The 22680-nt window shown below is 31.3% G+C and carries 18 protein-coding genes; 3 read left to right on the forward strand and 15 right to left on the reverse strand.

Features of this window, described 5'->3' with window-relative positions:
• Window positions 1–123: 123 nt before the first annotated feature.
• The 4 genes from CLOPA_RS22630 to CLOPA_RS22645 all read right to left on the reverse strand — a co-directional run bounded on the left by CLOPA_RS22630 (window position 124) and on the right by CLOPA_RS22645 (window position 6310).
• The gene (locus CLOPA_RS22630) at window positions 124–969 is read right to left on the reverse strand and encodes an efflux RND transporter periplasmic adaptor subunit (RefSeq protein WP_015617741.1); all 846 of its coding nucleotides are present in this window, start codon (window positions 967–969) and stop codon (window positions 124–126) included.
• Window positions 969–1676 carry an ABC transporter ATP-binding protein gene (locus tag CLOPA_RS22635; RefSeq protein WP_015617742.1) on the reverse strand — a complete coding sequence of 236 codons (708 nt, stop codon included), beginning with the start codon at window positions 1674–1676 and terminating at the stop codon, window positions 969–971. Before CLOPA_RS22635 ends, CLOPA_RS22630 begins: the two co-directional genes overlap by 1 nt.
• A 31-nt stretch (window positions 1677–1707) precedes the next feature.
• Entirely contained in the window at window positions 1708–4206 is a 2499-nt protein-coding gene (locus tag CLOPA_RS22640) for an ABC transporter permease (RefSeq protein WP_015617743.1), read from the reverse strand.
• 358 nt (window positions 4207–4564) lie between these two features.
• Entirely contained in the window at window positions 4565–6310 is a 1746-nt protein-coding gene (locus CLOPA_RS22645; RefSeq protein WP_015617744.1) for a MutS-related protein, read from the reverse strand.
• Window positions 6311–6819: 509 nt separating this feature from the next.
• On the opposite strand from CLOPA_RS22645, the gene CLOPA_RS22650 reads away from it, so the two are divergent.
• Both CLOPA_RS22650 and CLOPA_RS22655 read left to right on the forward strand, forming a co-directional pair.
• The gene (locus tag CLOPA_RS22650; RefSeq protein ID WP_015617745.1) at window positions 6820–7740 is read left to right on the forward strand and encodes a metal ABC transporter substrate-binding protein; all 921 of its coding nucleotides are present in this window, start codon (window positions 6820–6822) and stop codon (window positions 7738–7740) included.
• Window positions 7741–7820: 80 nt separating this feature from the next.
• The gene (locus tag CLOPA_RS22655; protein ID WP_015617746.1) at window positions 7821–8507 is read left to right on the forward strand and encodes an SIMPL domain-containing protein; all 687 of its coding nucleotides are present in this window, start codon (window positions 7821–7823) and stop codon (window positions 8505–8507) included.
• 161 nt (window positions 8508–8668) lie between these two features.
• Here the strand turns inward: CLOPA_RS22655 and CLOPA_RS22660 are convergent, their stop codons facing one another.
• From CLOPA_RS22660 to CLOPA_RS22680, 5 genes are all read right to left on the reverse strand, one after another.
• Window positions 8669–9703, reverse strand: a complete 1035-nt coding sequence (locus CLOPA_RS22660) for an ATP-binding cassette domain-containing protein (RefSeq protein WP_015617747.1) — start codon at window positions 9701–9703, stop codon at window positions 8669–8671.
• A 12-nt stretch (window positions 9704–9715) separates the two neighbouring features.
• Window positions 9716–10399 carry a GTP-binding protein gene (locus CLOPA_RS22665; RefSeq protein ID WP_015617748.1) on the reverse strand — a complete coding sequence of 228 codons (684 nt, stop codon included), beginning with the start codon at window positions 10397–10399 and terminating at the stop codon, window positions 9716–9718.
• Between the two features lie 5 nt (window positions 10400–10404).
• Window positions 10405–11430, reverse strand: coding sequence for an ABC transporter substrate-binding protein (locus tag CLOPA_RS22670; RefSeq protein WP_015617749.1), 1026 nt, complete (start codon window positions 11428–11430; stop codon window positions 10405–10407).
• A 195-nt stretch (window positions 11431–11625) separates the two neighbouring features.
• On the reverse strand, window positions 11626–12471 hold the full coding sequence (gene modD / locus CLOPA_RS22675; RefSeq protein WP_015617750.1) for a ModD protein: 846 nt from the start codon (window positions 12469–12471) through the stop codon (window positions 11626–11628).
• A gap of 598 nt (window positions 12472–13069) precedes the next feature.
• A complete protein-coding gene (locus CLOPA_RS22680) occupies window positions 13070–15229 on the reverse strand; it encodes a type IA DNA topoisomerase (RefSeq protein ID WP_015617751.1) in 2160 nt (719 codons plus the stop codon).
• Between the two features lie 567 nt (window positions 15230–15796).
• Between CLOPA_RS22680 and CLOPA_RS22685 the strand changes: the two genes are divergently transcribed.
• A complete protein-coding gene (locus CLOPA_RS22685) occupies window positions 15797–16759 on the forward strand; it encodes an L-lactate dehydrogenase (RefSeq protein ID WP_015617752.1) in 963 nt (320 codons plus the stop codon).
• Window positions 16760–16969: 210 nt separating this feature from the next.
• On the opposite strand, the gene CLOPA_RS25725 is transcribed toward CLOPA_RS22685, so the two are convergent.
• From CLOPA_RS25725 to fabF, 6 genes are all read right to left on the reverse strand, one after another.
• Window positions 16970–17788 (reverse strand): acetyl-CoA carboxylase carboxyltransferase subunit alpha, encoded by an 819-nt coding sequence (locus CLOPA_RS25725; protein ID WP_015617753.1) that lies wholly within the window; start codon window positions 17786–17788, stop codon window positions 16970–16972.
• Window positions 17789–17806: 18 nt separating this feature from the next.
• Window positions 17807–18670 carry an acetyl-CoA carboxylase, carboxyltransferase subunit beta gene (gene accD, locus CLOPA_RS25730; RefSeq protein WP_015617754.1) on the reverse strand — a complete coding sequence of 288 codons (864 nt, stop codon included), beginning with the start codon at window positions 18668–18670 and terminating at the stop codon, window positions 17807–17809.
• A gap of 121 nt (window positions 18671–18791) precedes the next feature.
• Entirely contained in the window at window positions 18792–20135 is a 1344-nt protein-coding gene (locus tag CLOPA_RS22700) for an acetyl-CoA carboxylase biotin carboxylase subunit (protein WP_015617755.1), read from the reverse strand.
• A 235-nt stretch (window positions 20136–20370) separates the two neighbouring features.
• Window positions 20371–20796, reverse strand: coding sequence for a 3-hydroxyacyl-ACP dehydratase FabZ (fabZ, locus tag CLOPA_RS22705; RefSeq protein WP_015617756.1), 426 nt, complete (start codon window positions 20794–20796; stop codon window positions 20371–20373).
• 116 nt (window positions 20797–20912) lie between these two features.
• Entirely contained in the window at window positions 20913–21407 is a 495-nt protein-coding gene (gene accB, locus CLOPA_RS22710; protein ID WP_015617757.1) for an acetyl-CoA carboxylase biotin carboxyl carrier protein, read from the reverse strand.
• Between the two features lie 5 nt (window positions 21408–21412).
• Window positions 21413–22654 carry a beta-ketoacyl-ACP synthase II gene (fabF, locus tag CLOPA_RS22715; protein WP_015617758.1) on the reverse strand — a complete coding sequence of 414 codons (1242 nt, stop codon included), beginning with the start codon at window positions 22652–22654 and terminating at the stop codon, window positions 21413–21415.
• Between the last annotated feature and the right edge of the window lie 26 nt (window positions 22655–22680).

Consider the following 22680-nt stretch of genomic DNA (forward strand, 5'->3'; position numbering starts at 1 on the left):
CAATGATTACTGGATTACCTGTAAAGTTAGCATTTATACAAAAAAATATAGAAGCCAGACTTGGCTTCTATATTTTTTTAATTCTTGAACATCTTAAAATAATCTAACATATACTAGTGTATTTTACTTGCTTTTATCTATTTGTACATCTACATTATAATTTGGCAGAAGCTTTCCATTATTTTGGTCTATAGATATATTTACAGGAATATAGGTGTCTCCATTTTTATCTAGAGTAGCAGCATTTGCTACACTGGTAACTTTTCCTGTTATTTTTGCACTTGGGTCGGCATTTGGTACTATTTGAACTGCTTTTCCTACAGCTACATCTTTTATGAATTCTTCACTGACATTTGCCTGCACATAAAGACTATTTAAATCACTTAGACTTAGCAGAGCCTTTTCAGGAGCAGCTAGATCTCCTACTTTATATGCAATATTAGTAACTACCGCATTATCTATATCTGATACTACCCCTTCATTATTTAAATAAGTTCTATTTAATTTAGCTTTTAAAGCATTAAGTTCTATCTGGTCTGCATCTATCTTGTCCTGATCTGCATCAATTTTTGCCTGATAAGCATTTTTTGCATTATCTGTGGTCAAATCTTTTTTACTTTCTACATCTGCATTTTTAGCACTGATATCTGCATCTACAGCTTTTTGTTTTCCCTTAACTGTAGCATTATAATCATTCATATCTAATTGTACAAGTTTATCACCTTTTTTTACCTGCTGCCCTTCCTGTACATTTATCTTTGTTATCTTTGGAATTGCCGTTGTAGGAAAATCTATAATAATATTTTCCACATTAGATGCCTGTACTGTCCCAGAAGCTTCTATAGTATTGTTATTTTGCTTTGCTGCAGGTTTCTTAGTTGTATTTGAGCTGCTTGACTGCTGACAAGCTGTCAATGCCACTGCTAATCCTATAGATATAATTAATAATGATATTTTTCCCTTTTTCATTATTCCTCTACCACCTTTCCATCTCTTACATAAATAATCTTTTGGCCATAATTTGCTGAATCAGGAGAATGGGTAACCTGCACAATGGTCTTCCCATTTTCTATATTTATCTTTCTGAGTAACTCCATAATTTCTTTTCCCGTCTTACTATCCAAATTTCCTATGGGCTCGTCTGCAAGAATTACCTCTGGTTCATTAATGAGAGCTCTTGCAATTGCCACTCTTTGCTGCTGCCCACCGGACAATTCCCTTGGGGTATGATTTCTTCTGTCCTTTAGACTCACTACCTCTAATATTTTTTCAAGTTTATCTCTGTAGTCCTTAAGCCTCTTTCCGTCTAATAGTATTGGAAGCATTATGTTCTCTTCTACATTTAAATTTGGTATAAGATTGTAAAATTGAAATACAAAACCTACATCTCTTCTTCTCATAATACTTTGAGCCTTATCATTCATTACGGAAAGTTCTTTTCCCGCTATTTTAACACTGCCGCTGGTAGGTTTGTCTAATCCTCCTAATAGATACAGGAGAGTACTCTTTCCTGAACCTGAAGGTCCCATTATGGATACAAATTCTCCTCTTTCTATTGTAAGATTAATGTTTTTAAGTATCTCTACCTCCTGTGTTCCAAGTTTGTAGGTTTTATTAAGGTCCTTTGCTTCAATTATTATTTCATTTAAAGCAGACTTCCTCTGCAAAGCTTCCATTAAATCAACTCCCTTTATAATTTTTTATTTTTTATTCATATTTTATAGCCTCGATAATATTAAGTTTTGAGGATTTTAATGCAGGAACTATTGAGGAAATAAGTGTTATAACCATACCTAAAATCAAACAGGTTATAAAAATTTGTGGTTCATAGTGCACTGGCATTGGAAAGTTTGCAGATTTTAATACATAAGGCATAATATAAGTAGATACAAGCCCTCCAAGCACACCCATAATGGCTCCTATAATACCTGCTGAAAGTGCCTCTACAAAAAGCATTTTTATAGTTTGAAGCTTGCTCATGCCTACAGATGCAAAAACCGCCAGTTGCCTTTTTCTCTCTATAAAGCTTATTATAAAATTATTTAATACTCCAAAGGCTCCTATAATAAGGGATACTACAGGGAATATTTTAATTATCATCAGCATCTGATTAATCTGTTTAGCATTCTGTTCCTCCATACTCTTCCATGTACTTATCTGCAGTTGTTTTCCCTTAAATTCTTTATTTATAACTGCTGCTACTTTATCTGGACTTTCATTTGTGGTGACAAATATAATGGCGTACTGGCTTAATTTAAAATCCTGCTGTAAATATTTTTCTGAAACTATAGCCATACTTCCATTATTCATAAGAGTGCTGAAGGTACCTGAAACTCTATAATCTCTATCTCCATTGGCAGTCTTTAAGGTAATTACATCACCTACATTTACATTTAAGCTCTGTCTTAAGCTTTCCGTTATTGCAATTTCTCTGTTATCATATAAATTTCCCAAAATATCATTTTGATTTTGGAGAAAATTTACGTCCATAAAATCATTAAAATATTTAGGATTATAACCGTATATACTCATAATACTGTTGTTAGTACCCTCTACCTTCGTAGAAAAAGCCGAATACATACCAGCGGCCTCTGCAACCCCCTCATTACTTCTTACTCTACTCAAAACATCTCCATTTAGCTCTCCCCCTGAGCTAAATACAGATATATCACATTTAGAAATTTCGTAAGCCTTTACTAATTCCTGTCCTAAACTGAAACTTACCACATTAAGCATAAATAATGCAGATATTCCTATGGTTAAAAGAGATATGTTGTTTAAAATATTTTTGTTATTCCTAAGATTTTTTGCCGCTAATATTCCCTCATTTCTAAATATAAGAGCATATACTTTTTCAAGTACTATAACAAATAAATCTGTAAAGTAGGGAACAATCATTACAATTCCTATAGTTCCCAGCACCATACCTACTAAATCTAATGTAATAGTTGTGCCTCCCTTAATTGATAGTCTTGGTAAAGCAACTGCAAGCAAAATTAATACTACAGCTAAAATAAATTTCCATAGCTTTTTTCTCTGAGTAGTATCTACTGTATTCAAAACTACATCCTTCACTGAAAGTCTGGAAACTCTAACTATAGGAATTATTGCACTAAAAATGGAAACTGCTACGGCAAATCCAAAGGCCATAAGTATTTGACTTGTATTATAATTTATAGTTACCGTTATTCCTCCTGCTTGACTACTTAGACCCATAGCAGCTAATTTTACTATACCTATTCCAACTAATATTCCTGTTAGTCCACCTATTATTCCATATATGATACTCTCAGCTATAAGCACAAAATCCGTCATAAATTTGGTAGCTCCAATACTTCTAAAGGTACCTATTATAGGAAGTCTTTCAATTATTATAACTTTAAAAACTGTATATATTATAAACACACTCATGGTCAAAACAATTATGAGCATAGCTAAAAAAGTAGTACTTGTAGCATTGGTATTTTCATTTATTTGCTTCATATCTATAGTTGGCTGAACATTATAATTTTTATAGGAATTTGAAAGTTGTTTTATAAGGTCATCTGTATCTGATGTGTCTTTAGTTTTTAAATAAATTGTGGATACCATTCCTCTTGCATCATTTAACTGCTCTGCTGTAGATTTTGGAATTACTCCAAACATAGTTTTATCTTCTGTTTTAAATATGCCTTCAGATTGTACAATGCCAGAAACCGTAAAGGTGTCATTACTGTTTTTAATGTTGAGTTTTATCCTGTCCCCTATTTTAATATTGTACTTATCGGCTGATTTTTTACTTATTATTATCTTATTACCTTGAAATGGTTTTATAGAGGAACTATCTATGATTTGAAGAGGATTCATAAGTGTTAAATCATCATAATCTACACCTGTAAGTGACATAGGTACAATTTCATCATTGTTATAACTATATTGTGCATTGACATTCATCTCACCAACTACGTAATCTAAGCTATTTCTATAAAGTTCCGCCTTATTTGCTAAGAAATATGGAGAAGGTGATTCCTGACCTGCAGTAATCATTATTTCTGCACTTCCGAAAACACTTCTTGCAATATTAATCTGTGTTTCCTTTAATGTAGATGCTATTCCATTTGCCGCGAAGAACAAAGCGGTGGAAGCCATAATAGAAATTACAATAAGAAAAGTTCTAAGTTTTTTTTCTTTTATATTTTTTAAAACAAATTTCAATATTATACTCATCCATTTCCCCCCTTATGTAGTTATTTGTTACCTTTTCTATATTTTTAATTGATACTTACATTATAAATATATATACATCGCCTGTCAATGTATATATGAATTAAATATATATAATAACGTAAAAATATATTATTCTGTAGAATTTTCCTATATCATACAAATGTATATTTCGTAAACCATTTTACCATATGTTATGATAATTGTATAATAATTCATGTTAAAAATGACTAGTTTACTGCTTTTGTACTAGATTTAAAAACTTCTTATAATAAAAGAGTGTATCTCCAGAATTTTATTCCAAAGATACACTCTTCTATTCCTGTATTATAAACTCTATTTTTAGTAGGCTGTTTTTAATTTACACCTTAGAACTTTCTTCAATACGCCTATTTGTCCTTTCAACAATTTCCTTAGGATAATTTAGAAACTTAAGAAGTTTTACTGCATTCCTGGTTCTGCAGACCCCTTCCTTTAATTTATAATCAAATACCATTCCAGCCTTATCTATATCCTCTGTAAAATAAAAAAGATTGTATTTGTCTTTTAACATATCTGTGAGCTCAATGTCATGGGTAGCCACCACTGCAAGGGAATTGTGTACTTCAAGATACCTTAATATTTCTATAGATGCATTAATTCTCTCCACGGGATTTGTACCTCTAAATATTTCATCAATTATGCAGAGAAGTGAATAATCCTCTCCTCCTTCTTCAATTATCCTAAGTAGAGCTTCTGCTTCTCTAAAATAATAGCTTTTACCACCCATTATATTGTCCTCAGGACTTATAGAAGTCATAATCTTAAAAAAACTTGCTTTATAATATGAAGCTGTTGTTATATATATGCTTTGTGCCAAAACAGCATTTACACCAATAGTTCTTAAAAAGGTAGACTTTCCTGACATATTAGAACCTGTTAAAATTATACCTTTTTCCTTTATACTAATGGAATTAGACACAGCCTCCTCTATAAGTGGATGAACTAAATCTCTAGCTTCTAAATATCTATCTTCACTAGTAAACTCTGGATGAAAATAATTCTTTAATCCTTGCCTATAGGCTCCAATAGAAAGCAGCGCATCTATTTCTCCAATAGTAACATATATTTTTTTCAAATCCTCCTGGTATTTTTTTATAAGATTTATACAAGAAAAAAACTGATTTTCCTCAAATAGTAATACTGCATATAGGATTTCCATAATACCAGTTTGATCCAATCCCTCTATTCTTCCTACACCAACTGATCTTTTAACTATTAAAAATACTTTCTTACTCAATTCACCTAACAAATCTTTATACTCTTTAAACTTTTCATTATCAAGTTTTGAAATGTCACTGGCAGTAACTATTATGGCGTTTAAATAACCTATACAAGAAACATATGTGGTTATTTTCTTTTTAATATTATTATGTAATATATAATTTACAACTAAGGAAATTAAAATGATAAAAAGTGGCCCTATATTTCTTGTAACCAAGAAAGCTATCAATGATACTACTGGAACTATAGCCATTATCATACAGACAGGTCTTAGTCTTGTATCTGCATCTATATCATTCCATAATAAATCCGGTACATCATTCATTTTCTTTTTATTTAACTTTAATAAATACATTCCAGCTTCTTCTCTGAATTTTTTATCCTCTTGAAACAAATTTATAATTTCATTTCTCTTTTTTAGATCCTCTTCTTTAAATAAAGGAGTTCTGAGTATTTTATATAGAAGTTCTTCTCCTGGTGAGCTTAAGGTTCTATCCATTTGCTTATAAATTTCATCCATAGTTAAATCTGACCAGGTCTGATCATCTAGATAAAACTCATCCTCTCTCTCTTCGCTCATATAATCAAAAACACTTCGTATTTTTTTTAAATTTCTCTTTCTATCTACCTTTTCTCCCCATTCCTTAATAAAAGTTTGATATAATCCTTCTAATACTAATTTTTTTCTTACATAAAAAATCATAAAAATTATAAATATTAGTGGTATTAATCCAACAAGATAAATATAATTTATACGTATTGCTTGATTTATTAATACTGCTGCTATAAAAATAGCTATCAGTATAAGTATGTTTGTCAGAAAATTAGCAAATTGTTCATCCATATGTATCTCCCTTTCAAATAAATTTTTAGTGCATTATATACAATTTGCAATTAAAATTGTATATTTAATTAATAACAGCTGAATAAATATATATTTTATAATGAATATAATCTATTGCAGCATATAAATAATGCTTAATAATATTTCTATAAAGTCCAGCTTTCGCATACATGAATAGCTTTTTAGTAGTGTAAATTATATAGAGTACATGAGTAATTTAATGTAAATTTATATCATATTAATAGTTTACTTTATTGAAAATTAAATGTCCATATAACTTCCTAGATCTACGTAGTATGTAGCTCATTAGAATTCCATATAATCTAAAATTAACTATGTCTTTACTTCTAACCTTAATAAATAAGTTTTAAAATCTCAATATTTTGTGTTTAATCATTACCAACATATGTAATATCAAAAATACTATTATTGACTAAAAGTACTAATAAAGTGTAAAATATATGTAAATGCAATTTACTTGCATTTACATATAAAACGAGGTGATTAATTTGTTAAAAAAAATTATTTTATTTATTGTAGTATTATCAATGCTGCTAACACTAGCTTCCTGCAAAAGTAGTTCTAATATTAGCAGTGATTCTACTAAAAATAACAATGGCAAACTTAATGTAGTTGTTTCATTTAATGCCATGAAAGAATTTGTAAATGCCATAGGGAAGGATAAAGTTAATATAACCACCATGATACCTAATGGAACAGAGCCTCATGAATTTGATCCCAAGATAAAAGATTTTGAAACACTTTCTTCTGCAAAAGTATTTGTATATAATGGATTAGGCATGGAAAAGTGGGCAGATAAGGCAGTACAATCAGTTGGAAACAAAGACTTAATAGCAGTAGAAGCCTCTAAAGGTGCAGATGGAATAAAAAATTCTGATCCTAGTTCAATTAAAGAAAATGGAGAATATGATCCTCATCTTTGGCTCAGCTTAAAGGGGGCTGAATTAGAATCAAATAATATAAAAGATGCTCTAATAAAAGCAGATCCTAATAACAAGGATTATTATGAAAAAAATTATACAGACTTTAAAAATCAGCTGGAATCTCTATATAATGATTATAAATCAAAATTAGATACCCTGCCAAATAAAAGCTTTGTTACCGGTCATGCTGCTTTTGCTTATCTTTGCAGAGATTTTAATTTAAAACAAAACAGTGTAGAAGATGTATTTGCAGAAGGAGAACCAAGCAGCCAGGAAATGGAGAAGCTTATTAATTATTGTAAAGAAAATAATATAAAAACTATCTTTGTAGAAAATATGGTAAGCCCAAAAGTTTCAAATACTTTAGCAAAAGAAGTAGGTGCTAAAGCTGAAAAAATTTATACACTTGAGAGTAAGGAAGACAATAAAGATTACATACAAAGTATGAAATCTAATCTTGATGAGATATACAATAGTTTAAAATAATTTTAGCCTTCTTCACAAATCCTTTCATAAATTCATATAATAAAAATGAATCAATATATTGTAAGGAAGGAATAAAAGCTATGTACTATGAACCTGAAAATAATTACTACGCCACTCCCTATACCCGTCATAGTTCTTGCCATAAAAACAATAAAGATAAAACTCTAAGGGTAGATGGTAAAGGCGTTATAACGGCTGCCCCAGACACAGCCAATGTTGTACTTGGCATTCAAACTGAAAATATAAATTTGAAAACTGCTCAAAATGAAAATGCCATTATTGCTACAAAGGTTATTAATTCTTTAAAAGCTATAGGTATCAGTGAAAAAAATATAAGTACAGATAGCTATATAATAGAACCTCAATACGATTTTGTTGATGGAAGACAAATTTTTAGATCCTATAGAGTTACAAATAATATACGAGTTACAACAAAAGATATTACTAATATTGGTCAGATTGTAGATACTGCTACTGTAAATGGAGCAAATATAGTAAATAATATAAATTTCTTTTTATCAGATATAACACCTTATTATAGAAAAGCTCTAAATCTTGCAGTAGAAGATGCACTAATAAAGGCTAGGGCTATAAGCAATAGCCTAGGTGTAATATTAGATGAAATACCTATAACTGTCATAGAAGGAAACTATGACTGCACACCACCTAGTGGAAGAAATACATTAGCTTTTGCTGCAAGTACACCTATTATACCCGGGCGGCTTACTATAAGTGCCAGCATAAATGCAACCTTCAATTATGAATAATGTAATTCATCTAAACTAAGTAATATAACAAAAATTTCACACAACGCACTTTATCAATAATACAATTTCTACACTATAACTAAAACCATGCAAAACATATCTAAAGGCTTCAGTTTTACATGGTTTTAAATTATAGGGAAATGTACTAATCTCTATTTTAATTATTCAATTTTTAGATATTCTTTTACATTAAAATCAATTTCTTTACCTGTCCTAAGCAAGTTCCTCAATTCTAATATTTTATAATCAAACTTACTAAGCAGCTCAAGATTGTTTTTCTCAACTTCACTTGTATTTATTATCTTGCTGATGCCCCCATTTTTTATTACAATTCTCTTATTTCCCATTAGAGCCAGAATAGGATCATGAGTGGACATCAAAACTATTTTCTCCTTTTTTACCAAGAACTCTATGGCCTTTTTTCTATCTACTCCTGCATTTTCAATTTCATCTATAAGTACAATGGGAGACTTGCTAAGTAGTGCAGTATCAGCTATCATAAGTGCTCTAGACTGTCCTCCACTGAGTTGTGTAACTGGAACCTCCGGGGAAAATTTTTCTCCTGCCAAATCATTGGCACATTTTATTATAGCCTCTACTATTTCTTCAACATTTTCAATTTTACGACTTTTCGCATGTCTTGTAATAAATTCTGAAGTGCTTACATCCATAATAAAATTCATATTTTGCGATAATTGTGCAATAAGCTTATTTTCTATGGAAAAACGTTTATCTTCCTCTGGTACCTTACCATTCACAAGTATTTGCCTTTTAGTTGGGGTATCGCCCTGAGCCAGACATTCAATATCTTCTAACAATCTGCTTTTACCTGAACCCGTAGGACCTACTATTGAAATTATTTCTCCTTTTTTTAAGGTTATACTTATGTTTTCTCTTTCCTTAAGCTTATTATATCCTCCAATTATAGTTACAGAATGTACTCCATCACTTTCATTATCATCTAATTTACCCATGTCCTTCATAAAGGCAATAAAATTATCGGATATCTGCTCTCTTCCAATACCAAGATTATCTAAAACTTCATCTGAAAAACTGGCTTCCAATTCTTTTATTGTCAGCTTCCTATCAAATTCTTTTAATCCAATAGAGTCAAAAAAATTTATTGCATAAGGATATTTATTAATTAAATCTGTTATTACCATAGATAACAATTCTTCATTTATAGTATTGTCCATAAGCATCCCACCTTAAAGAACCATTTTTTTAATATTTCCATTCTGATATTCCTTACCTATTTTAGTTTGACCAAGGCAATAGGAACAAACTGCAGCAGGCATAGGAAATCTTAATCTTTTGTTGGTAATTTCACTTATAACATTGCCATCCTTTAAGTTTTTACTTAAAGCATATGCTCCCTGCCCTGTTATTCCATTGACAAAAACTATTTTTGCTTTAGGATTAGCCTGCTTTATTTCAAAGGCAAATACCTCTCTCTCTGCTTGAGAAACTATGTCTCCCTTTGTCACTACTACTATATCTGCAAATTTAAGCATTGGACCTATTTTTTTAGGAGTATTTATACCAGATAAATTATCAATAACGCATACAGCAGGTATCTCTTTTATATGCGGTGAACACCTATTGCAAAGTCCTGCACTTTCACTTATAAGTATATCTAAGCCTTCTTCTATTCCCCAATTTACACATTCTTCAATATTGCTTACAAAAAAATGATCGGGGCAAAGATTTCCTGATAATCCTACCTTTACAGGAACACCAATCTTTTCATACAACACATCATCATAGGATGATAGACAATCAAACTTAATAACACCTATTTTAGTTCCCTCTTCCTTTAAAAGTTCAATGGTCTTTATAATCACTGAAGTTTTTCCAGAAGATGGAGGCCCAGATACGGTAATTAATTTCATATCAATCACACTCTCCATTTTTTAATTTTACTTTTCCATTCATTTATAAACATGGTGTTTGTTGTATTTCTTATCTCATCCATGCTGTTTTCCCTTATATAGTCCCAACCCAACCATTTAAATTTTGCACCTTCTGGTAATTTATTATCTACCTTTGGGTTCAAGGATGGGAAATAACTATCTGCAAGCTTACTGCCAAGTTCTTCTCCTAAAGCAAAATTTATAAGAGCATCCATTTGTGAAATTTTAGATTCTTTTGCAAGTACACACATAGGATTAATAAGCGCTCCATCTTCTGGCCACACTATAGCAGTTTTTTCTGTATTAGGACATGTTTTAGCAAAAAACCATGACATAATATAAATTGCTGCACCTTCAGTATTCATTGTTCCGGCTGTCTTTGACATTTTAGATGGATGCCAAAGATTCTTTGTATTCTGCACCAATTTTTTTACTCCAGCTTCTCCATATTCTTTATAAATATACAATGCAGCTGAATCACTTAATTCCTCTGGTGTTCCCCCTACTATTATATTGTTCTTATAAATAGGATTTAATAAATCATCCCAAGATTTAGGCATCGGAAGATCCTTTAATTTATTTTTATCTACAAGTATTACACTTGGAGAAACGGCATACATATTATATACATCCTTAGGATCAACACATCCTGCCTCTAAAAATTCTTTATTTATATTTTCACCTCTGACAGCTTTAAAGTATCCTTTATCTGCTAGGGTATTCATAAATCCTTTTTTAAATTCATCCTTAAAGCCATTAGCTGCCATAACATCTGGAAAATCATCTATATTATTTGCTTCCCATATACTGCTAAGATCAGCCTTACAACTACAGCCTGATGGAACGTAAGCCTTTAAGGTTATCTCCTTTTTATTTTTATATTCTGTTACTGCCTTCTCAAGCTCCTCTTTAAAAGTCTGCCTTACACTGCATGCTATTATACCCAAGAAGTTCAAATCATTTAAATTACAATCGTCATCCAATAGGATACTATCCTGCATTAAATCCATATTAAATTACCTCCTAAAATACTATAATTTTTTTAACTTATACATATAATTATACGCAACACAGGATGTCTTAGATACATACTAATCTATTCTTTTTTTAATTTAGGTATATAAAAATAAATAACAACATTAATCTAGTGGACAGCTATTTTTTAAAGATGACCTAATATAATTTACAATTTAAATATTATGTTGCTAAATTTTTGTTATGCTAGTTCCCACATCAATAGGTTTACCAAAATAAACCCATGTAGTTGAAATAGCATCCACGCCAGTTTTTGCATATTCTTCAACATTGCCAGAATTAATTCCGCCAGTTCCTATAAGTGTTATACTACTGTCAATATTTCTTATTTCCTCAACCATATGCTTTAACTCACTAGGAGGAACTTTATCAAACTGTATACCATCCACTCCAGCTTTGCCAAGTTTTATGACATCCTCTAAAAAATCCACTTCAACAATAATCTTTTTCTCACAAGTCTTAGACTTTATATTTTCAAGCTTTGAGATTAATCCATCTACTCCACCAATAAAATTCATGTGCTGTTTAAAAATCAATATGGTTTCAGATAAGCCAAGCCTATGAGGATATGCGCCTCCCGCTATAGCCGCCTTTATTGATAGTTCTTTAGTCCCAGGAAATATCTTTCTTGTTGTAAAAAGTTCAATTTTAGGATTAACACTTTTAGCCGCATCAACTAAATTTCTAGTTCTAGTTGCTATACCCGAACAATATTCAAGTATATTTGAAGAAAGCTTCCAGGCCATATGTAGGGACTCTGCATAACCTTCACCTTCTAAAACAGTCTGCCCTGGCAAAACGGCAGTTCCACTGGCTATGTGTGCTTTAACCTGAATATTAAGTTTATGAAATATTCTAATTATCTCTTCCGTACCACTAATTACAGCATTTTCTCTGGAAACAAATTTTATATTGCCCTTTTCTTTTCCTATATTCAAAACCAAAGTAGTTAAATCAATATATGGTATATCCTCTTTAATAAACTTATCTATAGTTTCATCTGAAATATATAACATTGTATCCCCCACTTTAAAATCCATCTATTTTATTATACTCCATTCCCAGAATTTTTTTTACTTTTTAGTACTCTTATTTCTAATAAGGCATCTGAAGATAAACAGTAAGTCAAAGATGTGACGTATGTTTTAAATCATGCAAGGAAACAGGGTTTGATGATAGTATAATGCTATCTGAAGGTTCTGTTGACGCAGTATGATGCAAAGTAGGCTATCATACTGACTAGTTATTTCTTTACCATGCCTAAATACTCTCAGCAAGATTCCTTGAATAAAAGATATAACATAAAAAGATTTCAAATTCAGTAGCAATTAAATTCTATTTAGTCATGTTACTATAAATTATAACCAATTTATCGCAAAAATCAAGTTGTATATATTAATTTATCATTAATATATAGATTTTATTAGCAAAACATTAAATAATATCTAAAAATATTATTTTTGTTTAAGATTCACCTATAATAATAAACTTAATTATTAATGGTAGCTATATTTCTATTTCATTAATTTTTTTCATAAGAACCTTATCATCTTTTTCTACCTTGGGTAAAAGCTCATCCTTTTTTTCATCCTTATATAATTTAAGCCAACCTTTTTATTTTATAAACTCAATTTTCCAATTATAATATCCAGTTTCTTCATTTAATATATACTTAAAATAGGCTGAAAATGTTGTCCCTTTTTTACTCCTTAGATTTCTAAATCCAACTTTACCATTTTTAAGTAATAATTTAACCATTTCCTTAGAAACCTTTTTACCAAAAGATTGGATATATTTATCATCCTTCCAAATTGTAAACCTACATCCATTTTTCCAATTAGTACATCCGAATCCCTTCTCATTTTCTACTATGGGATTCCCACATATAGGGCATATTCCTATGCATTCTGTTCCCTCTGCCAGTTCTACTTTAAAATTCTTTAACATCGATGTATCTTTTTTTATAGAATCTATTGCATTGATAGTAAATTCTTTAATCATATTCAAGAAATCATCTTTTTTAAATTTCTCTTTTTCTATATCTGATAGTGTTTTTTCAAGCCTTCCAGTATATTCTAAGTCTAAGAGTTCTTTTGCTGGAAAGATTTCTATTAAGGTTTTACCTAAATCTGTACAGGTAAGACTTTTCCCTTTTGCCTTAATATATGATGCATCTTTTAGTTTTTTAATTGTTTCAGCTCTTGTAGCTGGAGTTCCTATACTAAATCCACTTAATATTGCAGCCATCATCTCTTCTGAATCTTCTTCATCTTTAAAACTCTTCCCACATGTCTCCATAACTCTTAAAAGCGTCTTTTCAGTATGAAGTTTAGGTGGTTTTTTAGTAATCGCATTTACTCTACTATCAACTACATCTACAATTTCTTTCTCTGATACCATTGGTAAAATAGTATCCTTGCTTTCCATTTTCTCAACAATATGCCATCCTTGAATTGTTTGAACTTTTCCCCTTGATATGAATATTCCTTTAATTGTACTCTCATTAACTTTAGATACAAGTTTAGTTTCTTCATATTCAGCTATTGGTAGAAACTGCATTATAAATCTACTTTTTATTGCATTATAAACAATTTCTTCATCTTTACTTAATCCAGTGGGTTTCATGTAGGTTGGAACTATAGCACTATGACTTTCTACCTTTGAATTATCAAATATTCTTTTATTATCAACAAACTTAATCTGGCTTTCATATGGTAATCCTGTTTTTAATACATCTAAAACTTTTTTAGTTCTTTCTTTTAAACTCTCCTCTAATGCAACACTGCCTGTTCTTGGATATGTTGTGAATTTTTTTTCATAAAGTGCTTGAGCAACTTTCAATACTTTATCAGATGTCCAGCCTTTGTACTTGCTTGTGATGTATCCTTGAAGATTTGATAGATTAAATAGCAGTGGTGCATAGTCTTTTTTCTTCTCTACTTGCTTTTCTATAATCTCTGCATTTTTATCTTTTAAAAGTTTAATTATATTTTCTGGAATTTCTTTATCATCAAATTTTTCATTGTCATTTTCATAATAAATTCCTTCAAATTCTTCATTATCTTTTGTTTTAAAAGTTGCTATTAATTTATAATAAGTAGATGATTTAAAGTTTTCTATTTCTTTATCTCTGTCATAAATAATCTTTAGAGTTGGTAACAAAACTCTCCCTATGTTTAATATCTTCTTATCATTAGGATTATATCTTAATGTTGCTACAGATGTTAAATTTATTCCTAAAATCCAATCTGCCCATTGTCTACTAATACCTGCATCTTGCAATGATTGCATTTCTTTGTTAGGCTTTAAATTTGCCATTCCTTTTTTTACTTCTTCTGCTGTCCACTCATTCAATAATATTCTAAATACAGGTTTTTTTTCATTTAAATATAAAAATAATTCATCCCCAATAACCTGTCCTTCCCTATCAAAATCTGTTGCTGATATAATTGCATCTACATCATTTCTATCTATTAAATTTTTTATTATATTGAGTTGTTTTTGAGCGCCCTTATCCACAGAAGCTCTATCTACACTATCACATTTGACTTTATACTGAAACTTTTCTGGAATAAACGGAAACTTTTCAAGTCTCCAACTTCTCATATTTTCATCATAATCTTTAGCATCATATAATTGCAAAAGATGACCAAATGCCCATGTAATTAAATAGTCATCCCCCTCAAAATAACCATCCTTTCTCATTTTTATATGGAAAGCATCTGCAATATTTTTGGCTACCGAAGGTTTCTCTGCTATTATAACTTTTCTCATATTTTAGTTTTCCCTTCTATTTTTCTTATATTTTTTATAGGCATTACCTTATTATTCTTTTTAATGTGGCAATTAAAAGGATATTATAAATTTAATTAAAAGTGTTAACTTTTTTATTAAGCTTTTATCTGTACAGCATATTAAAACATTTTCTTAATAATTCATAAACTAATCTATTACTACATATAAGTTAGAATAAATTATATTCACTAGTAAAATAGCTATTTCAATTTAAAATTTATATCTAATATATTTTAACAGTTTTCTCGATAAATTTGAAATATTATAATACTGCATGATATGTATTAAATCTAGATTTGGCAAGTAAGCATATGAAGTATTGATATTTTTATACTTATTTGTAAAGCCTTATGAACTTCCCAGTCATCTAAAAATAAATACTTGCATTATAGGTTTATCATGATGTATCTTATATTATGATTATAGACATAATGGTGAAATTAAATCTATACTATGATTAAGCCACAAATTGTTTTTTTAAGATACTTAATCACCAATTATTAAATAACCAAATATTAATTTTTCAAACAACATGGAGGAATAAAAATGAAACCTAGCAAAAATAAAATTGTAGTTATTGGAGCTGGTATGGTAGGTGCTGCTGTTATGAATTCACTCCTAACACTAGGACTAGTATCAGAAATAGTTGTAATTGATAACAATAAAGACAAAGCACAAGGAGAAGCCCTTGATTCAAGTCACACTACCTCCTTTGCCTATAGCCCTAATGTTTCAGTAAGAGTTGGAGATTATGAAGATTGCAAAAATGCCCAGATTATTGTAATGACAGCTGGCCCAAGTTTAAAGCCAGGGGAAACTCTAGATAGAATGCTATTAGCAAATAAAAATGTAGTTGTAATGAATGAAGTTATGAGTTCTATAACTAAATATACTAAAGATGCAGTAATAATTATTGTAACGAACCCAGTAGATATTGTAACCTATTTAGCTCAAAATCATTTTGATTACCCAAAAGAAAAAATTATAGGCACAGGTACTCTCCTTGACACTGCAAGACTTAGAAGAATAATCGCTAAAAATTATTCTGTAGATACTAAAAATGTACACGGATATCTACTTGGTGAACACGGCGGCAGTGCCTTTGCGGCTTGGAGCGGCATAAGTATATCAAGTATTCCTGCTGATAAATTTGATACAGTTTTTGAATCCTGTGACCCTATAGATCATGAGAAAGTAGTTAAAGAAGCTAAGGATATAGGCTTAGAAATACTAAAATTAAAGGGCTACACAAGTTCAGGTATTGCCATGAGTGTTAATAGAATTGTAAAAGCCATATTACTTAATGAATTTAGTATACTTCCAGTTTCTACAACACTAGAAGGGGAATATGGTATAAAAAATGTAGCTTTAAGTATGCCTTGTATTATTTCAAGTGAAGGCATAAGTAAAAAGTTAGAAGTACCTCTTACTAAAGATGAAGTAGATATGCTAAAGTATAGTGCTAACAATATTGGAAAAATATTAGATAAATTAGCTATAAGAAAATAGCATTTTTATTTTAGATTTATCCGATGACTAGCCGCTGTAGCACTTCCCTGGATAATTCATCTAAACTCAGTGGGAATACAAACTCCCACTGAGTAAGATTCATTGATAGCAATATATATAGTAACTTTTGAAGTTATTACATTATACCATAACAAGTTAGAATGTAAAAAAACTGCCTAATGGCAGTCTTTTTTGTTATTAATACTTATTTTATTCAATAACTTTACCTATTTTTCTGAATCTATCATATCTCTCTTGCAAAAGAATCTTTTCATCCTTATCTATAAGTTTGGGAAGTTCTTCAAGCAATGTATTTTTTATATTATTACACATAAGATTTAAATCTGTATGCGCTCCACCCTCTGGTTCACTTATAACTTTTTCTATAATATCATATCCCTTTAAATCCTGCGCAGTTATCTTCATAACCTCTGCGGCCTCTTTAGCTCTTTTTGCATCCTTCCACAAAATAGAAGCAAAACCTTCTGGAGAAAGTACAGAGTAAATAGAATTTTCAAGCATCCACACTTGATCTGCCACTGCTAAAGCAAGTGCTCCACCACTTCCACCTTCACCAATAAATATAGATATTATGGGAGTTTTAAGAGAAGACATTACCATAAGATTTTTAGCTATAGCCTCACCTTGACCTCTTTCCTCGGCACCTATACCACAATAGGCTCCTGGTGTGTCTACAAAGCAAATAATCGGCCTTTTAAATTTCTCTGCCTGCTTCATTAGTCTGAGAGCTTTTCTATAGCCCTCTGGGTTTGGCATACCGAAATTTCTCTTTATGTTTTCTTTAGTATCCCTTCCCTTTTGCTGACCTATTACCGTAACAGATACTCCATTAATAGTAGCCAGACCTCCAACAATAGCAGCATCATCTCCAAAGAGCCTATCCCCATGAAGTTCTATAAAGGAATCAAATATATTATCTATATAATCAAGTGCCGTAGGTCTTTCTACTTTTCTTGCAATGGTAAGTCTTTCCCAAGCAGATAGCGTTTTTATATCCTTATTATCCAATGCACATCACCTCAATTCCTATATTGATAAAATTTTTCCAAGGGTATCTTTAAGTTCTGCTCTTTCAACAATTTTATCTATAAATCCATGTTCTAGCAAAAATTCTGCATGTTGAAATTCCTCTGGTAACTTTTGCTTTATAGTTTGTTCTATGACTCTTCTTCCCGCAAAACCTATAAGGGCTCCAGGTTCTGAAATTATTATATCTCCAAGCATGGCAAAACTTGCAGTAACCCCACCCGTGGTAGGGTCTGTAAGAACTGTAATATATAAAAGACTTGCTTCATCGTGTTTGGCAATAGCACTGCTGGTCTTTGCCATCTGCATTAATGAAAATATACCTTCCTGCATTCTTGCGCCCCCAGATGCAGTAAATATAATTATAGGAAGAGACTTACTTGTAGCAGTTTCAATTGCCCTTGTTATCTTTTCCCCAACTACAGAACCCATACTAGCCATCATAAAATTACTATCCATAACAGCTATCACTGTACTTTTTCCATTTATACTTCCTATACCTGTAACAACGGCATCATTAAGTTCTGTTTTCTCTGCCGCTTCCTTAGTTTTACTTTCGTAATCAGGAAAATTCAAAGGATTTGATGGTTTCATCTGTGAATCAAACTCTATGAAAGTATTCTCATCTATTATAGTCTTTATTCTTTCTCTTGCACTGAGCCTAAGATGAGCATCACAATTCACACATACCTTCAAGTTTTCATTTAGATCCTTTTTATATAGTATTCTACCACACTTAGAACATTTAACCCACATACCATCAGGTATTATGGGCAATTCTTCTTCCGATACATCTACTATATTCTCATCTTTTATCTCTGTATTACTGACAGTAATATATTTTCTCTTTCTGAATAACCTCATAAATTTCACCTAACCTTCACCATATATTTTTTATCCTTTGCTTAAAAAAATAATATGGAAAATAAATAATATTATGCTACTATTAATTTTAAAGTATAATTGCAAAAATCAAAACATAATTCTATAAATTAAACTCTTTATTTATAAAACTTGTATTGTAATTTCCTTCTTTAAATGCTTTATTATTGATTATTCTGTATTGAAAATCTATATTTGTATCTACGCCTTCTATAATAAATTCTCCAAGAGCCCTTTTCATTCTGCCTATTGCCTCTTCTCTATCTCTTCCATGTACTATAAGTTTACCTATCATAGAATCATAAGAAGGTGGAATTATGTATCCTTGATAAGCTGCACTGTCAATCCTTACCCCTATACCTCCTGGAGTATAAAGATATTTTATTTCTCCCGGTGAAGGCATAAATCCCTTATCAGGATTTTCCGCATTTATACGGCATTCTATAGCATGACCTGTAATTTTAATATCTTTTTGACTAAAAGACAATTCCTCACCTGATGCAATTTTAATCTGTTCTTTTAATAAATCTATACCTGTAACCATTTCAGTAATAGGGTGTTCTACCTGAATACGAGTATTCATTTCCATAAAATAATAGTCACCATGCTTATCCAATAAGAATTCTATTGTACCTGCATTTTTATAGCTAACGGCTTTTGCAGCTTTAACTGCTGCCTCTCCCATTTCTCTTCTTAAATCCGCTGTCATAACTGGTGATGGAGCTTCCTCTAGAACCTTTTGATTTCTTCTTTGAATGGAACAGTCTCTTTCACCAAGATAAACTATATTTCCAAAATTATCTCCTAATATCTGAAACTCCACATGTCTAGGCTCCTCTACAAACTTTTCTATATACATAGTGTCGTCTCCAAAGGATGCCTCTGCTTCTGCTCTTGCAGTTTCAAAGGACTTTTTAAATTCACTTTCCTCTTTAACTATTCTTATTCCTCTTCCACCACCACCAGCAGAAGCCTTAACCATTACAGGAAATCCAATTTTCTTTGCTTCTTCAAAGGCATCCTCTAAACCCTTAACTGCACCTTCTGTTCCAGGAATAACTGGCACTCCAGCTTTAATCATAATTTCTCTTGCCTTTGATTTATTTCCCATACTATCAATAGTTTCTGCATCTGGTCCTATAAACGTAATATTACATTCTTCACACATCTTGGCAAACTTACTGTTTTCAGATAAAAAACCAAAGCCAGGATGAATAGCTTGTGCTCCAGTAAGTACCGTAGCACTTATTATATTTTGCATATTTAAATAACTATCTTTAGATTTTGCAGGTCCAATGCAAACCGCTTCATCTGCAATTTGAGTATGCATTGCTTCCCTATCAATTTCTGAATAAACTGCAACGGTAGCTATACCCATTTCCTGACAAGCTCTTATTATTCTAACTGCAATTTCTCCTCGATTAGCAATTAATATCTTTTTAAGCATATCTATACTCTCCATTTCTAAAGTTTAGTTCTTATAAACAGAATTCTTAGATCCAGAGAAAATTTTTACTCTCACTGAATTTTAGAAGTCGTTATCTAGCAACGTGACACTGCTATCTCCAGCTTTAAAAAAGCAGATAACCAAAATCTTTGATTTTGTGTGAATCGCTTTCACAGAGTGCGATGGAGTATTACAGCGGCTAGTTATCAGATAAATTTTTTATTTAAAATGATAATCATACTACCATAAACAGAAGCTCACCTTCTGCTGCCTTTTTACCATCTACTGTAGCTATACCTTTTCCTACTATTGCAGGTCCTTTAATTTTAACAATCTCTACTTCAAGTTTTAATACATCTCCAGGTACAACTGGCTTTCTAAACTTAGCAGATTTTATTCCTGCAAATAAAGGTGTTTTACCTTTGTACCCATCCATACTTAACATAGCTGTTCCGCCTAATTGAGCTAATGCTTCTATTATTAATACACCTGGCATTACTGGATTACCTGGATAGTGTCCCTGAAAAAAATGTTCATTAATAGTAACATTCTTATATCCAACAACTCTCTTACCAGGTTCAACCTCTTCAACTCTGTCAACTAAAAGCATTGGATATCTATGTGGTATTATCTCCATTATTTGTTTTATATCTAAACTCATAATTTTTCCTCCACTTTAATTAGAAAAACTCTGTAATTTCATGTATAAACTATTTTCATTCCATGCGTAGTAACATACATATACGCTGTAGCATAAATTTATAGTTCAAATTTTATCTATTTTACTTTTATCTTAAACAAGTTCTGTCCATACTCTACCATCTGCTCATTTTCAACTGATATTTCCACTACTTCTCCATCAAATTCTGATTGTATCTCATTCATTAGCTTCATAGCTTCTATAATACATAGTGTGTCTCCCTTTTTAACCTTACCTCCTATTTCCACAAAAGCTGGTTCCTTTGGATCCCCTGATGCATAAAAGGATCCCACTATAGGTGACTTAACAATTTTAATATCTTTTTCATCCACAGTTGGTTTAACAGTTTCATTATCATTTACAATTTTACTATGCTTTTCTGCAATTGTATTTTCCTCTTTAGTATCTTCTATGTCTTCCATACTATCAGTAATACTTACAGAACTTTCAGTTTCGTCATTTCCTGAACCTTTTTTCATAGTTATACGAATACCTTCAGTTTCAATCTCTAGAAATGTAAGTCCTTCTTCTCCAGCTGTTTTAATAAGCTGCTGTATTGATTTATAATCCACTTAAATTACCTCCCAGCCCATTTCTTTAATAGAATAGTTGCATTGTGACCGCCAAATCCTAAGCTATTTGATAATACATAGTTTAAATCTGCCTTTCTACCTAAGTCTGTAACATAATCTAAATCACATTCAGGATCTTTAACCTTTAATCCTACAGTAGGTGGTACACATCCGTCCTGCAATGCTTTAACAGATATAATAGCTTCCACAGCACCGGCAGCACCAAGTAAATGTCCTGTCATTGATTTTGTTGAACTTACAGGAATTTTATATGCATAATCTCCAAATACATTTTTTATAGCTGCTGTTTCAGTTTTGTCATTTGGTGGGGTACTTGTTCCATGAGCATTTATATAGGATACCTCTTTAGGTTCAATATCAGCCTCATCTATAGCCATTTTCATAGCTCTTGCTCCCTCTGCACCATCTGGTGATGGTGAGGTAATATGGTAAGCGTCACAGGTTGAACCATAGCCTACAACTTCTGCATAAATTTTAGCATTTCTCTTCTTGGCATGTTCAAGTTCTTCCAATATAAGTACTCCTGATCCTTCTCCCATTATAAAGCCATTTCTTTCAGCATCAAATGGTATAGATGCTCTTTCTGGGTCAGTACTTTTGCTAAGGGCTGTCATTGATATAAATCCAGCAATAGATATAGGAGTAATTGCTGCTTCAGTTCCTCCTGAAATCACTATATCAACTTCATTGTTTCTTATTTTATGAAAGGATTCTCCAATGGCATTATTAGAAGAAGCACAAGCCGTAACAATAGTAGTACATATGGCTTTAGCACCATAACGAATTGCCACATATCCCGATGCCATATTACTTATTATCATAGGTATAACCATAGGTGAAACTCTATTAGGACCCTTATCATTAAGCTTCTTCTCCTGTTCTTCAATAGTGCCTATACCGCCTATTCCACTGCCTAATATAACTCCTACTCTTTCAGGATTAAATTCCTCAAGATTCAATCCAGAATCCTCTACAGCTTCCTTTGAAGCAGCCATGGCAAAATGACAAAATCTATCCATTCTTCTTACTTCTTTTTTATCAATATAATCTTCAGGATTAAAATCTTTAACTTCAGCTGCTAATTTAGCTTTAAAGTCAGTAGTATCAAATAATGTTATTTCGCCAATTCCACATTTTCCATTTTTAATTGAATTCCAAAATGTTTCTACATCATTTCCTACAGGAGTAATTGCTCCCATACCAGTAATAACTACTCTTCTACCCATACACTTCTCCTACCTTTATATTTTTT

This window comes from Clostridium pasteurianum BC1, assembly GCF_000389635.1.
Lineage (GTDB): Bacteria > Bacillota > Clostridia > Clostridiales > Clostridiaceae > Clostridium_I > Clostridium_I pasteurianum_A.